We start from the raw sequence: 13,282 nt of genomic DNA, 5'->3' as shown, positions 1-13,282 counted from the left end.
AAGTCGACTTCTCATACAACTTGCGGTGCCCTATGCACATCCTCAGACACCTCAAACGCCTGGTGACCGACTGGTTCCTGTGCGGCATGTTGTTTGCCACGTTGTTGGCGTATTTCTTTCCCGGATTCGGCGCCACGGGCGGCGCGATGCATGCGGAGTGGGTGGTCAACATCGGCATCTTCGTGGTGTTTTTCCTCCATGGGATCAACTTGTCCGGGGAGCAGGTCCGCCACGGCTTGAAGAACGTCCGGCTGCATTTGATGGTGCAGGGTTTTACCTTCGTCGTGTTTCCCTTGATCTGGCTGATCGGTGATTGGTCATTGGGCAGCCATGTGCCGTCGCTATTGATGCTGGGGTTCTTTTACCTGTGCGCCCTGCCCTCGACCATCTCCTCGTCGGTGGCCCTCACAGGCAGCGCGGGCGGCAACGTGCCGGCGGCGATTCTCAACGCCAGCCTGTCCAGCGTGCTCGGGATTTTCCTGACGCCACTGCTGGTCAGCCTGGTGGTCGGCAGCGGTGCCGGTGGCATCGACCTGGGCTCGACCCTTCTCGATCTGTGCCTGATGTTGCTGCTGCCATTGGTGCTTGGGCAATTCCTGCGGCGCTGGCTGGCCGGTTTCTTCGCCCGATACAAGCGCTATACCAGCATCATCGACAAATTGGTCATCCTGCTGCTGGTGTACGCCGCGTTCTGCAATTCGATGGTTTCCGGGATCTGGCGACAACAAGGCAATGGCGCGCTGGTTAGCGCGGTGCTCGGCAGCGCCGTACTGCTGGCCATTATCCTGTGGATGACCACCCGCACCGCCCGCGCTCTGCGGTTCAGCAACGCCGATGAAATCGCTGCAGTGTTCTGCGCGAGCAAAAAATCCCTGGCCGCCGGGGTGCCGATGGCGGCGTTGATCTTCGGCACCGATCCCGGCCTGGGGCTGATCCTGCTGCCGATCATGATCTATCACCCCATGCAACTGATCGTCTGTTCGATCCTCGCCGAACGCTACGCCAGCCGCCAGCGAGCCCAGGCTGCGCCCACGCGCGAGGCGATGGTCAGCGCTCGATGATCGCCGTCACACCTTGGCCGGCCGCCGCGCAGATGGAAATCAGGCCCCGGCCCTTCCCGGCCGCGTCCAGCAGTTTGGCCAGGTTGGCGACGATACGGCCGCCCGTCGCGGCGAATGGATGCCCGGCGGCCAATGAGCTGCCTTTCACATTCAATCGGCTGCGGTCGAGGGCGCCCAGCGGCGTGTCGAGGCCCAGCCGGGATCTGCAGTAATCCGGGTCCTCCCAGGCCTTCAATGTACACAAGACCTGGGCCGCGAACGCCTCGTGGATTTCGTAGTAGTCGAAATCCTGCAACGTCAGGCCGTTGCGTGCCAACAAGCGCGGCACCGCATAGACCGGCGCCATCAGCAGGCCTTCAGCGCCGTTGACGAAATCCACCGCTGCCGTTTCACCGTCACGCAGGTAGGCCAGGATTGGCAGTCCGCGGGCGTTCGCCCACTCTTCGCTGCCCAACAATACCAGGGAGGCACCATCGGTCAGCGGCGTGGAATTGCCTGCGGTCAGCGTGCCCTTGGCGCTTTTTTCAAAGGCCGGCTTGAGGGACGCGAGCTTGTCCAGGGTCAGGTCCGGGCGCAGGTTGTTGTCGCGGGTCAGGCCCAGGAACGGCGTCATCAAATCGTTATGCCAGCCTTCGGCATAGGAAGCGGCCATTTTCTGATGACTTTCCAGGGCCAGACGGTCCTGCTCGTCTCGGGGAATCTGCCAGGTCTGCGCCATCAACTCGCAATGCTCGCCCATGCTCAGGCCCGTGCGCGGTTCGTTGATGCGCGGCAGGTCGGGAACCAAGTGTTGGGGACGCAGTTGCAGAAAAGCCTTGATCTTATCGGCGGTGGTCTTGGAGCGATTGGCTTGCAGCAGGATCCTGCGCAGCCCCTCATTGACGCCGATGGGCGCGTCGGAGGTAGTGTCCACGCCGCCGGCGATGGCGCTGTCGATCTGGCCCAGGGCGATTTTGTTCGCCACCAGCAGCACGGTCTCAAGCCCCGTGCCGCACGCCTGTTGCACGTCATAGGCCGGGGTGCTGGGTGCCAGCCGTGAGCCGAGCACGCATTCGCGAGTCAGGTTCATGTCCCGGGAAAACTTGAGCACCGCCCCCGCGGCCATTTCCCCGATGTGAGCACCGTGCAGGTTGTAGCGCTCGATCAAACCTTCGAGCGCAGCCGTCAGCATCGCCTGGTTGCTGGCGGTGGCATAGGGCCCGTTGGAGCGGGCGAACGGAATGCGGTTACCACCGATGATCGCGACGCGGCGTAGCTGTGCCATGAAGAACTCCCCTGTATGCGCGAATGTGTGAAATTGGCCTGCGGTAACGTGCCCAGCCACAAGCTTAGGCTTTATCCGGGCGATCGAACGACCAATTGCCAAACATGGTCCACACTTGGAACCTCATCAGCCGGAGTGTGTTCCATGTCAGACCGTTACATAGACTTCGCCAACTCGCCCATTGGCCTGCGTCTGGTTGGCGCTCTGGGCTTGCCCTCCCCGGTGCGCCTGGAACGCTGGCAGGCCGGGCGGCTGCGGCCTATCGAGGGCGCCTTGCTGTTGGGCGGTGGCCCCCTGACCGAACAGGTCGCCACGTTCGCCAAGCGCTTGACCGACGCGATTTTCATCTACGGTGGCGAACCGACGCTGGCGACCGAATGGATCCCCGGCCACGGCCCGAAAATCAAGGCGGTGGTGTACGACGCCAGCCATCTGGTGCAGGTCGAGCAGCTCAAGCAGTTGCGCGAATTCTTCCAGCCCCTCATGAAAAACCTCGACCACAGCGCCCATGTCGTCATCCTCGGTCGCGCCCCGGAAAGCCTCGATGACCCGTTTGCCGCCAGTGCGCAACGGGCGCTGGAAGGCTTCAGCCGCTCCCTGGCCAAGGAATTGCGCCATGGCGGGACGCTGCAGTTGCTTTATGTCGGTGACGGCGCCGAAGCGCAGCTGGAGGGGGCCCTGCGGTTTTTCCTGTCGCCCAAGAGTGCCTACGTTTCCGGGCAGGTTATCCGCCTCAAGGCCTGCCAGACCCAGGTCCAGGATTGGACGCGACCGCTCACCGGGCTCAAGGCGCTGGTAACCGGCGCCGCCCGTGGCATCGGCGCGTCCATCGCCGAAACCCTGGCCCGTGACGGCGCCGATGTGATCCTGCTCGATGTCCCGCAAGCCAAGGCCGACCTGGACGCCTTGGCCGCGCGCCTGAGTGGGCGCAGCGTGACGCTGGACATCTGCGCCGAAGATGCCGCCGCGCAGCTGATCGAACACCTGCCCGACGGCGTCGACATCGTGGTGCACAACGCCGGCATCACCCGGGACAAGACCCTCGCCAACATGACGCCCGAGTTCTGGGACGCGGTGCTGGCGGTCAACCTCAACGCGCCGCAGGTGCTGACCAAGGCCCTGCTCGACAGCGGCACCCTGCGGGACAATGGCCGGATCGTGTTGCTTGCCTCCATCAGCGGCATCGCCGGCAATCGCGGCCAGACCAACTATGCCGCGAGCAAGGCCGGGCTGATCGGCCTCGCCCAAGCCTGGGCGCCTGGCCTGGAGGCGCGGGGAATCAGCATCAACGCGGTGGCACCGGGCTTTATCGAGACACGCATGACCGCCGACATTCCCTTCGCCCTGCGTGAAGCCGGGCGCCGCATGAGTTCGCTGGGCCAGGGCGGCTTGCCCCAGGACGTCGCCGAAGCCGTGGCCTGGCTGGCACAACCAGGCACCGGCGCCGTAACCGGGCAGGCGCTGCGCGTGTGCGGGCAAAGCTTGTTGGGGGCGTGACCATGACGATCCAATGGCAGGAAATAAACACCGCCCCTTCGATGTCAGGGCTGTACGCCAAGGCCGCGACTCGCCGCAAGATCACCGGCACGGTCCTGCCTGACGTCGGGCTGCGCCAAGTGATCCAGGTCGACCAAAAGAACCTGGCGGCCTATCGCAAAGTGTGTGGTTTCAGCGAAAGCGGACTATTGCCGCCGACCTATCCACACGTGCTGGCGTTCGCCTTACAGATGCAATTGCTGACCGCCCGGGATTTCCCGTTCCCATTGCTGGGCTTGATCCACCTGAACAACCGCATCCGCGTGCTGCGGCCCATGGGCGGTGTCAGCCAGGTGCGGGCGAGCGTCAACGTCGAGAACCTGCAGCCTCATGCCAAGGGGGCGGTATTCGATCTGGTGACCCGTATCGAAGATCAGTTGGGCCCCTTGTGGCAGGCCCAAAGCCAGATGCTCTGCAAAGGCGTCCAGCTTGACGGCGCATTGGCCGAGGACTCATCCGAGGACAGCCTCGAGTTGACGCAAGTGACACGCTGGACCGCACCCGCGGATATTGGCCGGCAATACGCCAAGGTGTCAGGCGACTACAACCCGATCCACCTGAGCGGCGCCAGCGCCCGGTTGTTCGGCTTCCCCACTGCCATCGCCCATGGTCTGTGGAACAAGGCAAGGACGTTGGCGGCGCTCGATGATCATTTGCCCGAAGCCAATATCGAAATCGACGTAACGTTCAAGAAGCCGGTGCGCCTGCCCAGCGAGGTGACATTGTTGGCGAGCGCGGCCGGTTCCAGCGGGCAATTGCGATTGGTGGGGGCTGGTGAGCTGGAGCATATGCTGGGAAGTTGGCAGCCGGTTGCTTGAAAGTATTTCCACCCAGCCTATGGGTCAACCAATCAACGCGGTGGGTAGTTGGACAGGATCCGCCCCACCGTCTCGCGCACCTTCGCGCTGCGATCCATCGGGTTGGGTGAATCACTGAGCAATTGCTCGTCGCTGCCACGCCAGACGAGCTTGCCATCCTTGCCGTCGAGCAGGTCGATCTGCACGGTGGCGACCTTGTAGCTGAGGTTACGGGTTTCGTTGTACATCGGCCCGCCCCAATAACCATTCCATGGGCCGCCCCAACCGCCGCCATAGTTGGTCGTCACCTGTTGCTGGCGATCCTCGACGATCAGGTAGGCCTGGACCTGCACATCGCCCCGCGCGCCGCCCGAAGCCGGACGCAGGCCACGCTGGTCGAGTTGATCGGCGACCGCCTGGCGGATGCGCTGTTCGGTCAGGTCGCTCTTGATGCGCGGATCGTCCGGGCGATATTGCAACGCCGGCTCCTTCCAGCTCCAGCTGCGGTAGGCCGCGAAGTCGCGGCTGGTGTCGAAATCATGATTGACCTGGTTGGAAGCGCAGGCGCTGAGCAACAGGGCAAGGGCAAGCGGGACAAGACGGCGAAACATGGTTTTTTCTCCGTTGTTTGAATCAACTGGGAGGATAGGCCGACATGGCCTTTTCCACCGCGTCACGAATGGCATCGGTGCGCTCGCTCTGATTGCCGCGCTGGCTGGTCTCGGCGCTGGCGCTCCACACGGGCTGGCCATTGCGGGCGTCGAACAGATCGACCCGAACCACCACGACCTGCTCCTGATAGGTGCGCACCACGGGAATGGTGTTGTACATGCCATAACCCGGCCCGTAGCGGTTGTAGCCGCCGTAATAGCCCGCGTCATAGTCGTCCCGGACCTGCCGCAGCCGGGTTTCCAGGCGCAGGTCGGCACTGACGAAGAGGTCCGCCGGGCGATTGTCATGCAGCGGACGCAGCCCGCGTTGGTCCAACGCTGCGCTTACCGCTTCGGCCACCTGGGCCGAATCCGCCCAGGCAGTACCCGGCGGCAACCGACCGTTGAGCCAGGCCCAACTGCGATAGCGGCCATAGTCACGGGGCGGCGCCGGATAGGCGGTGCGATCGAACACTTTGGCGGCCTCGGGCGGCGCCGGCGGCAACGGATTGGAAGCCGCGACATACGGATTGTCGCTCTGGCAGGCTGCCAGCCCGAGGCATAACACCAATAATCCTGAACGACCTTTCATTTCGCTCTCCGACTGTTCTTTCGGATCAGAGGGGACGACAGACCCAATGCAGGTAGCGTCCCAACCCGGCAAACGCTGGGTGGCGCCGGTGGGCCAGTTCCATTTCCAGCAATTGCGCGAGCTCTACGCGGCCCTGGAATTGCACCGGCATGTAGTCATGAAAAACCCGCACGCCACTTTGAATTTCGACCTGCCACAGGTCTTCAAGTTGCGCCGCCAATTGGCGAGGATCAAGGGGTTGTTGCGGGGTCAGGCTCTGTTTTTCACCGGCCAGGTCGTTTTTGCGCAACTTGCGGAAATGCCCTTTGAGCAAGTTTCGATAAACCAGCGCGTCGCGGTTGTAGAACGCCAACGACAACCAGCCGCCAGACGCCGTCAGTTGATGCAGAACCGGCAGGATCGCGTGGGGCTCGGCCAGCCACTCCAGCACCGCGTGACACAGCACCAGATCGTACGGTTCGGTGAGCTGGCCGAGCAGGTCCTGCCACGGCGCCTGAATGAACGTTGCGTCCTGGCCGGCCTCGGCAAACCGCTGACGGGCACCCTCAAGCATGGGCTCGGCCGGTTCAGCCAAGGTCACCTGGTGACCACGCTCGGCCAGCCACAGTGACATGTGCCCCAGGCCCGCGCCAACATCCAGAATACGCAACGGGCGGTCAGGCAAGGCTTCAAGCAAATCGGCCTGGAGCACCGCCAGGCGGATCGCCCCCTTGGCCCCGCCGTAGATTTTTTCCGCGAAACGCGTGGCGAGCTGGTCGAAATGACGGTCACTCATGGGGCGAACCGCCGCTCGCTGTCGGCCAATTTGCCGCGCACCACGGCGTCCATATCCAAGCCCAACTCGCTGCACAGCAGCAACAGGTACAACACAATGTCACCGACTTCCTGCCCGGCGTGGGCCAGTTTTTCCGCGGGCAGCTGGCGCGACTGGTCCTCGGTCAGCCATTGGAAAATCTCGACCAGCTCGGCCATCTCGACGCTGGCGGCCATGGCGAGGTTCTTCGGGCTGTGGAATTGCCGCCAATCGTTACGGTCACGAATGGCATGCAGGCGTTCGGTCAGTTCAACAAGGTTCATCGGGTTCTCCTGAATGCGCATAGCTTCGGGGCGATGACGAGGGAAGGCAAGCGTCTCGGTACGAAGCGGTGAATTGCTCCATAATCGAACGATCGCAGCCGCCACAACTCCTACAGTCAGGAGCCGACGGCTCGATTCCGATTCCTCTCCATCAGGATGCAAACATGCAGGTAGAAAGTTTCTTCGAATGGCTCGGCCAGGCGCTCGGTTCGGTGATCCGTTTCATCGTCGACCTGCTCAGCGGGCTGTTCAACACCTTGGCCAATGCCGGTGGCAATTTTGTCGATGGCCTGTCCCGCACGCTTGGCATGGACACCTCGATCATCAGCATCGTCGCACTGATCCTCGGGCTGATGCTGCTGTATTCGGCGATCCGCGCCTTTATGCGGGCCTCGATTGTCATGGGTATTATCTGGCTGGTATTGGGGTTGTGGTTGCTGAGCTGGATCATCCACTGAAGACAAACAGGGCGACATCAGGAACGAACGCTGCGATAACGCTACAATCGCGCTCCATCAAGGAGCCACCATGTCCAACCTGATCGCCGACTGGCGCGACCGCCTCACCCACCGTCGGGTATGGGCGCTGGCCGCGCCAATGATTCTCTCGAATATATCCGTACCGCTGGTAGCACTGGTGGACAGTACCGTCATCGGCCACTTGCCCCATGCCCATCAGTTGGGCGCGGTGGCGGTCGGGGCGAGTCTGTACACGGTGCTGGCCTGGGCCATGGGGTTCCTGCGCATGGGCTCGACCGGTTTCGCCGCCCAGGCAGCCGGGCGTGGCGATGGCGCTGCGCTGCGGCAGGTCTTGCTGCAAGGACTCTTGCTGGCGTTGGGGCTGTCGGTGGTGCTTGGGGCGGTCGGGGTTCCGTTGAGCGACGTGGCATTGCACTTCATGCAGCCCTCGGCCGAGCTCGACCAATTGACCCGGGATTTCTTTCATACACGGCTTTTCGGCTTGCCGGCGGCGCTGGCCAGTTACGCGCTGGTGGGCTGGTTCCTTGGCGCCCAGAACGCCCGCGCACCGTTGACGATCCTGTTGGTCACCAACCTGGTGAACATCGCCTTGAACCTGTGGTTCGTCATCGGCCTGGATTGGGGCGTGACGGGTTCGGCACGCGCCTCGGTCATCGCCGAGTGGGCGGGCGCGCTGGTGGGCCTGGCCCTGGCCCGAAGGACGCTGCGCGCCTGGCCAGGGCGGATCGCCTGGGCCGCCCTGAGCCTGTGGCAGAGCTGGCGACCGCTGCTGGCGGTAAACCGGGACATTTTCATCCGCAGCCTGGTGCTGCAATCGGTGTTTTTCCTGATCACCGTGCAAGGCGCGCGGCTGGGGGACGCGACGGTGGCGGCCAATGCGCTGCTGCTCAATGGCCTGCTGCTTACCGCCCATGCCCTGGATGGCCTGGCCCATGCGGTGGAAGCGCTGTGCGGCCACGCCATTGGCGCTCGCGACCGCCTGGCCCTGCGCCGTTCGCTGGTGGTCGCCTGCGGTTGGTCCTTGATCGCGAGCGTCGGGTTCGCACTGCTGTTTCTGCTGGCCGGACATTTGTTCATCGACATGCAGACCGACATTGCCGACGTGCGCGACACCGCTTACCGCTACCTGCCTTACCTGGCAACGCTGCCATTGATTGCCGTGTGGAGCTATCTGCTCGATGGCCTGTTCATCGGCGCCACCCGCGCCCGGGAAATGCGCAACGGCATGCTCCTGACCCTGTTGCTGGTGTTGCCGCTGGCCTGGGCGCTGCAAGGACTCGGCAACCACGGACTGTGGATCACTTTCCTGTTGTTCATGACGGTGCGCAGCCTGACGCTCGGGACGGTCGCCTGGCTCTTGCACCGTCGTGGCGGCTGGGTCGATGCCGAAACTCGATGATGTTCAGCCCTGTTTGCCTTGCCAGAGGCGTCGCAAATGATCGAGACGTTCTCGCTGGGAACCACCAGGCAGCCCCGGCACGGGCTCGGCATCGGGGTATTGCAAGCGCAGCCATAACCAGCCGTCGAGAACGGCCTGCTCGCTGAACCCCAGCTTGCGCCCCTGTTGCACGTAGTCCCAGAGCACCCAATAGTCATGGCCAGTGGAGCGAGACCATCGCCAGACGTGACGTTCCAGGAAGCACTCCTGCAATTTGACCTGTTGCCTGTCGCTGAGGCCATGCTCGTTTTCCAGCGCAGGCACCGCAAGCCTGGGATTGGAGAGCTGTTGCCACCCCTGGCACCCCATCGTCCGATCGGCCCAGGTGCCACCGAACCAGCGCAACAGGCTGATCGGTCCCAGCCAGCAACTGAGCTCCCGGGGATCGCAGGCATCGAAGAAATAGCTGGCGGTGTGCGGGTTGTAATAACTCAGGAAGGCCTTGTAATGCAGGCCCAGCGTCACCGTCAGCATGCGCCGCAAATGTACCAGCAAGGACTCGGCTGGCGTCGAGGTCACCAACAGCAACCCGGGCCAGGATCGAGCGTCCAGATGGCACAGGCTGGCCAGCGCAGGCGATTGCCTAAGATCCACCAACAACGGGCCGTGTGATCTCGCTCCGTCGAACTCGGTTCCCTCGAACAGGGCAAAACGCGGCACCTCGGCAAACTGTTCCTTCAGGCGCTGTGCGGCCTCGGGCGCGTCCGGAACGTCTAACAGCAGCCATTGGGGAGCGGGACCCGGCAAGGTGGCCACATTCATGGCGCCGCGCCCGCGCCCTGTCCCATCACCATGCGACAGGTACACACCGGCTGCGCACAAGGGCTGAAACGCCCCCCGCCTGGCAAAAGGCACAGCAAGACCAGTGGCTCACCATCCTTGATTGCGGACAACAAGGATGAATCGACTCCAGAAGCCCCGGGAATTTCCTCGGCAGGCGCGGTGGGAGAAGGCGCCTGCGTTGACTGCGCGCCGGGGGCGCCACCCAGGAATGCGCTGACCAGGGGACGGTCCGGGTCGCCCTCGATAAAACTCACCAGAACCTCGGTGCCCTCGGCAATCGTCCCCACGCCACGCGCCGCAAGCTCGGGTGCCAAGGGCAGCCAGCAATGGCTGGGGATGGCGCCCTCTCCCTGATAGGCCCAGTCGAACTGCACCGCCACTCGCCCGGCCACTCGCGGCTCATCCACTTCCACGACCCAGCCGCGTTGCCTGCTCACCATGACAGGCTTGTCCGGCGCCCTGTCCACCAGGAAGGGCATCCCCCAGGGAATGGCCTGGAAAAGATTGCCATAACCGCCCGCATGACCGTGGTGTTCAACCTGCGTCAATAACCAGCCCTGGTTCCACTTCCCATGAGGATGGCCCTTCAGCGATAGGATCTGGCCGGCGTGCAAGTGCGTCAGATCGCTACGGCCCTGGGCGACCAAAGCTCCGTGGATATCCGCCTTCACCGTGAACGCACGCACTGCTTGGGCCCGCCCTTCAACACTGTACAAAGCCTTGTCCATCGTCGGAACGTTGCCCGCCGTATCCGCAAAAACCAGGCATTGCCCGTCCCGGGTGTGATCGAAATGAAAGTGGATACCCGCCTGGGCGCACATTCGTTGTAGGAAATGCAGGTCGGATTCGCGGTACTGGGTATACAGATCCAACGAAGGATAAGCGTTGCTCAGATCCAGGCACAGGCTGCGGCCGTTGATACCATGCCCGCCCAGGACCTGGCGGATGATCTGTGGCACCGAGCAGGCATTGAAGACCCGTTGACTGAAACGCTGCGCAAGGCTCGCCAGCTTCGGCCCGATGCGTACCCGGCAGCTCTCGCCATGGCGGTGGACGATTTCGTGAAGTCGCCCGTGGATGCCTTGATCCTTGGTTCCGAAGCTCAGCCAGACGTTGCGGTACAGCAACCCGGCCATGTCCAGGGCCATGTCGCTGACCGACAGCTCCACTTCGAAAACGAAGGGTTCGCTGATGGCTTCATTGCCTGTTAAGGCTACGACGACGAAAGGTTCGGACAGACCGGGTATCTCCAGACGAAAAGGTAGCTCGCAGGCTGGATCGGACATCGGCGTTTTCTCTACAGGAGGGGCGACCGGGCATTCTCGCCGACAGCAGAGGACGAGTAGAGGGCTCAAGGACTATTTAGGAAAGGGACTACATGAAATTAGGACGCCGTCAGCTAAACGGCATCAATAGGCCGATAAACGCGGCGCACGGGTTTGCAATGCAGAAACAACGTGGCGAGGAAGCTCGCCACGATGGATCGCTCTAGCCTGCAACAGCGGCCCCGCAAGGGGCCACCGTCAGGAAGAAAGGTAGGACGAACGCGTCAGCCCCAGTCGCAGCGCATCCAGGAACTGAGTGCGCTCGGCCGCCGTGATCCGGGCGCTGGCGCACTTGTCACGGTAGTGAGTCATCAACTCCTCCGGCGACAGGTGCACATAGCGCAACATGTCTTCGATGGTGTCGTGGGTTTCGATACCGGCGTGGTACACGCTGCCATCGGCGTTCTGGTAGATGTTCACCGAGTCGGTGTCACCAAACAGGTTGTGCATGTCACCCAGGATTTCCTGGTAGGCACCCACCAGGAAAATACCCAACAGATAATCCTCGCCTGGATTGAGCGAGTGGACCGGCAGGCTGGTCTCGATGCTCTGCTCGTCGACGTACTGCTTGATCTTGCCATCGGAGTCGCAGGTCAGGTCTTGCAGCACGGCACGGCGCAGTGGCTCTTCGTCGAGGCGATGCAGCGGCAGGATCGGCAATACCTGGCCGATCGCCCAAGTGTCCGGCAGGCTCTGGAAGACAGAGAAGTTGCAGATGTACTTGTCGGCCAGCTTGTCGTTGAGCTCGTCCAACACCTGGCGGTGCGAACGCTGGCGGGCCTTCAGCGAATTGTGCAGGCGACGGCACACCGCGAAGTAGCACTGCTCGGCCAAAGCTTTTTCCGCCAGGGTCAGCTTGCCATCGGCGTATTGGGCTGCCACGTCACTCATGTAATGGGTGGCTCGCCAGTAAGTCTCGGTGACCATCTCGATATCGGTCGGGCCCAGCAGGTCCACCAGCCACTGCACGGTTTCCGGCAGGCTTTCCTTGTTCTCGATGACCGGGACGTCATCGTGATGTTTCTCGACGTCGGTCACTTGCACCACCAACATGGCGTGGTGCGCGGTCAGCGAACGACCGCTTTCGGAAAAGATGTGCGGATGCGGCAGGCTCTGGGCATCGCAGAACTCCTTGAGCATGCCCACCACGACACCGGCGTAATCGTCCATGTCGTAGTTGATGGAGCTGGCGTTGCGCGAGTGCGTGCCGTCGTAGTCCACGCCCAGGCCGCCGCCGACGTCGATGTGATCCACCGGCAGCCCAAGGTTGCGCAGCTCGCCGTAATAACGGATCGCTTCCTTGAAGCCATGCTGGTAGTCCGCCAGGTTGGCGATCTGCGAACCCATGTGGAAGTGCAGCAGGCGGATGCCCTGGTCCAGGCCCGCGCCACGGAAGCGCTCGACCACCGACAACAGCTGCGCGGCCGACAAGCCGAACTTGGATTTTTCGCCACCGGTGTCGGCCCACTTGCTCGACGCCAGGGACGACAGGCGAACCCGCAGGCCGACCTGTGGCTTGACCTTGAGCGACGCGGCTTCTTCAATCACCAGGCCGACTTCGGATTCTTTCTCGATCACGATGAAAACGTTATGGCCCAGCTTCTGGCCCATCAGCGCCAGGCGGATGAACTCGCGGTCTTTGTAGCCGTTGCAGACGATGGTCCCGCCCTTCGGCGCCAGGGCCAGCACCGCCAGCAGCTCGGGCTTGGAGCCGGCTTCCAGGCCGATCGACACGTTCTGTGTCGCGATAATGTTTTCGATCACCGCTTCCTGCTGGTTCACCTTGATGGGGTAAAGCGCGGTGTACTGGCTCTGGTATTCCAGGCGCGCGATGTTGCTGTCGAACGCGCCGGTGAGCTGACGCACCCGGTCTTGCAGGATGTCGGGGAAGCGCACCAGCAAGGGCAGCGAAAGGCCGCTCTGGCGCAACTGGTCGACTTGCTCGTACAAATCGATGGGCGAACTGTCGGGGCCGTTCGGACGGACTTCGACGCGACCGGCTTCATTGATCGCGAAATACCCGGCCCCCCAATGGCGAATCCCGTAAACACTGCGGCTGTCCGCAACTGTCCATTGGCTGCCATCGTCTTTGCGTGTGCGTCGTACGGACATCGAAGTCCCCTATAAAGAAGTCAAAATGCACCCACCCGGTCGCAGGCTGGCGCAGTGTAGAGAATGGAAATGACGATTTGCCTGTAAGCACGGTAGACCCTGCCCGCAGCGCTGAGTTTAGAACCCGTTCAGAACAGGCTCTGTGAAAACCATGTGTGCGACCCCGAA

General features: G+C 62.7%; 13 protein-coding genes. 5 read left to right on the top strand and 8 right to left on the bottom strand.

The window, feature by feature from the left end:
* Positions 1–32: 32 nt before the first annotated feature.
* Positions 33–1,061, top strand: a complete 1,029-nt coding sequence (locus J3P90_RS03260; protein ID WP_434675822.1) for a bile acid:sodium symporter family protein — start codon at positions 33–35, stop codon at positions 1,059–1,061.
* Here J3P90_RS03260 and J3P90_RS03255 read toward each other — a convergent pair.
* Positions 1,048–2,325, bottom strand: a complete 1,278-nt coding sequence (locus J3P90_RS03255; protein ID WP_420766292.1) for an acetyl-CoA C-acetyltransferase — start codon at positions 2,323–2,325, stop codon at positions 1,048–1,050. The genes J3P90_RS03260 and J3P90_RS03255 overlap by 14 nt on opposite strands.
* A 144-nt stretch (positions 2,326–2,469) precedes the next feature.
* Here J3P90_RS03255 and J3P90_RS03250 point away from each other — a divergent pair, with 144 nt between their 5' ends.
* Together J3P90_RS03250 and J3P90_RS03245 are read left to right on the top strand one after the other, a co-directional pair.
* On the top strand, positions 2,470–3,822 hold the full coding sequence (locus J3P90_RS03250; RefSeq protein ID WP_434607949.1) for a 3-oxoacyl-ACP reductase: 1,353 nt from the start codon (positions 2,470–2,472) through the stop codon (positions 3,820–3,822).
* A 2-nt stretch (positions 3,823–3,824) separates the two neighbouring features.
* A complete protein-coding gene (locus tag J3P90_RS03245) occupies positions 3,825–4,679 on the top strand; it encodes a MaoC family dehydratase (RefSeq protein WP_434675821.1) in 855 nt (284 codons plus the stop codon).
* Between the two features lie 32 nt (positions 4,680–4,711).
* On the opposite strand, the gene J3P90_RS03240 is transcribed toward J3P90_RS03245, so the two are convergent.
* From J3P90_RS03240 to J3P90_RS03225, 4 genes are read right to left on the bottom strand one after another with little or no spacing between them, the layout of a single operon-like run.
* Positions 4,712–5,269 (bottom strand): DUF4136 domain-containing protein, encoded by a 558-nt coding sequence (locus J3P90_RS03240; protein ID WP_420766289.1) that lies wholly within the window; start codon positions 5,267–5,269, stop codon positions 4,712–4,714.
* Positions 5,270–5,291: 22 nt separating this feature from the next.
* On the bottom strand, positions 5,292–5,900 hold the full coding sequence (locus J3P90_RS03235; RefSeq protein ID WP_434675820.1) for a DUF4136 domain-containing protein: 609 nt from the start codon (positions 5,898–5,900) through the stop codon (positions 5,292–5,294).
* Positions 5,901–5,925: 25 nt separating this feature from the next.
* On the bottom strand, positions 5,926–6,675 hold the full coding sequence (locus tag J3P90_RS03230; protein ID WP_434607957.1) for a methyltransferase: 750 nt from the start codon (positions 6,673–6,675) through the stop codon (positions 5,926–5,928).
* Positions 6,672–6,977 (bottom strand): MazG-like family protein, encoded by a 306-nt coding sequence (locus tag J3P90_RS03225; RefSeq protein ID WP_434607959.1) that lies wholly within the window; start codon positions 6,975–6,977, stop codon positions 6,672–6,674. The genes J3P90_RS03230 and J3P90_RS03225 overlap by 4 nt, the downstream gene beginning before the upstream one ends.
* Positions 6,978–7,141: 164 nt before the next feature.
* Here J3P90_RS03225 and J3P90_RS03220 point away from each other — a divergent pair, with 164 nt between their 5' ends.
* Complete coding sequence (locus J3P90_RS03220; protein WP_420766285.1) at positions 7,142–7,435, top strand: hypothetical protein; 294 nt, start codon at positions 7,142–7,144, stop codon at positions 7,433–7,435.
* A 70-nt stretch (positions 7,436–7,505) separates the two neighbouring features.
* Positions 7,506–8,855, top strand: coding sequence for an MATE family efflux transporter (locus J3P90_RS03215; RefSeq protein ID WP_420766284.1), 1,350 nt, complete (start codon positions 7,506–7,508; stop codon positions 8,853–8,855).
* Between the two features lie 3 nt (positions 8,856–8,858).
* Here the strand turns inward: J3P90_RS03215 and J3P90_RS03210 are convergent, their stop codons facing one another.
* From J3P90_RS03210 to speA, 3 genes are all read right to left on the bottom strand, one after another.
* Positions 8,859–9,656 carry a DUF4123 domain-containing protein gene (locus J3P90_RS03210; RefSeq protein ID WP_434675819.1) on the bottom strand — a complete coding sequence of 266 codons (798 nt, stop codon included), beginning with the start codon at positions 9,654–9,656 and terminating at the stop codon, positions 8,859–8,861.
* On the bottom strand, positions 9,653–10,963 hold the full coding sequence (locus tag J3P90_RS03205; RefSeq protein ID WP_434675818.1) for a type VI secretion system Vgr family protein: 1,311 nt from the start codon (positions 10,961–10,963) through the stop codon (positions 9,653–9,655). Before J3P90_RS03205 ends, J3P90_RS03210 begins: the two co-directional genes overlap by 4 nt.
* Before the next feature lie 237 nt (positions 10,964–11,200).
* Positions 11,201–13,114, bottom strand: coding sequence for an arginine decarboxylase (gene speA / locus J3P90_RS03200; protein WP_039593533.1), 1,914 nt, complete (start codon positions 13,112–13,114; stop codon positions 11,201–11,203).
* Positions 13,115–13,282 lie beyond the last annotated feature (168 nt).

It is taken from the genome of Pseudomonas sp. D3-10, assembly GCF_051132175.1.
GTDB lineage: Bacteria > Pseudomonadota > Gammaproteobacteria > Pseudomonadales > Pseudomonadaceae > Aquipseudomonas.
The sequence above is the reverse complement of the archived record's forward strand: the minus strand, read 5'-3'. Positions and strand labels throughout refer to the sequence as shown.

Coding starts and splice junctions, on each gene's coding strand:
- J3P90_RS03260 (WP_434675822.1), top strand. CDS start 33: ATGCACATCCTCAGACACCTCAAACGCCTGGTGACCGACTGGTTCCTG.
- J3P90_RS03255 (WP_420766292.1), bottom strand. CDS start 2,325: ATGGCACAGCTACGCCGCGTCGCGATCATCGGTGGTAACCGCATTCCG.
- J3P90_RS03250 (WP_434607949.1), top strand. CDS start 2,470: ATGTCAGACCGTTACATAGACTTCGCCAACTCGCCCATTGGCCTGCGT.
- J3P90_RS03245 (WP_434675821.1), top strand. CDS start 3,825: ATGACGATCCAATGGCAGGAAATAAACACCGCCCCTTCGATGTCAGGG.
- J3P90_RS03240 (WP_420766289.1), bottom strand. CDS start 5,269: ATGTTTCGCCGTCTTGTCCCGCTTGCCCTTGCCCTGTTGCTCAGCGCC.
- J3P90_RS03235 (WP_434675820.1), bottom strand. CDS start 5,900: ATGAAAGGTCGTTCAGGATTATTGGTGTTATGCCTCGGGCTGGCAGCC.
- J3P90_RS03230 (WP_434607957.1), bottom strand. CDS start 6,675: ATGAGTGACCGTCATTTCGACCAGCTCGCCACGCGTTTCGCGGAAAAA.
- J3P90_RS03225 (WP_434607959.1), bottom strand. CDS start 6,977: ATGAACCTTGTTGAACTGACCGAACGCCTGCATGCCATTCGTGACCGT.
- J3P90_RS03220 (WP_420766285.1), top strand. CDS start 7,142: ATGCAGGTAGAAAGTTTCTTCGAATGGCTCGGCCAGGCGCTCGGTTCG.
- J3P90_RS03215 (WP_420766284.1), top strand. CDS start 7,506: ATGTCCAACCTGATCGCCGACTGGCGCGACCGCCTCACCCACCGTCGG.
- J3P90_RS03210 (WP_434675819.1), bottom strand. CDS start 9,656: ATGAATGTGGCCACCTTGCCGGGTCCCGCTCCCCAATGGCTGCTGTTA.
- J3P90_RS03205 (WP_434675818.1), bottom strand. CDS start 10,963: ATGTCCGATCCAGCCTGCGAGCTACCTTTTCGTCTGGAGATACCCGGT.
- speA (WP_039593533.1), bottom strand. CDS start 13,114: ATGTCCGTACGACGCACACGCAAAGACGATGGCAGCCAATGGACAGTT.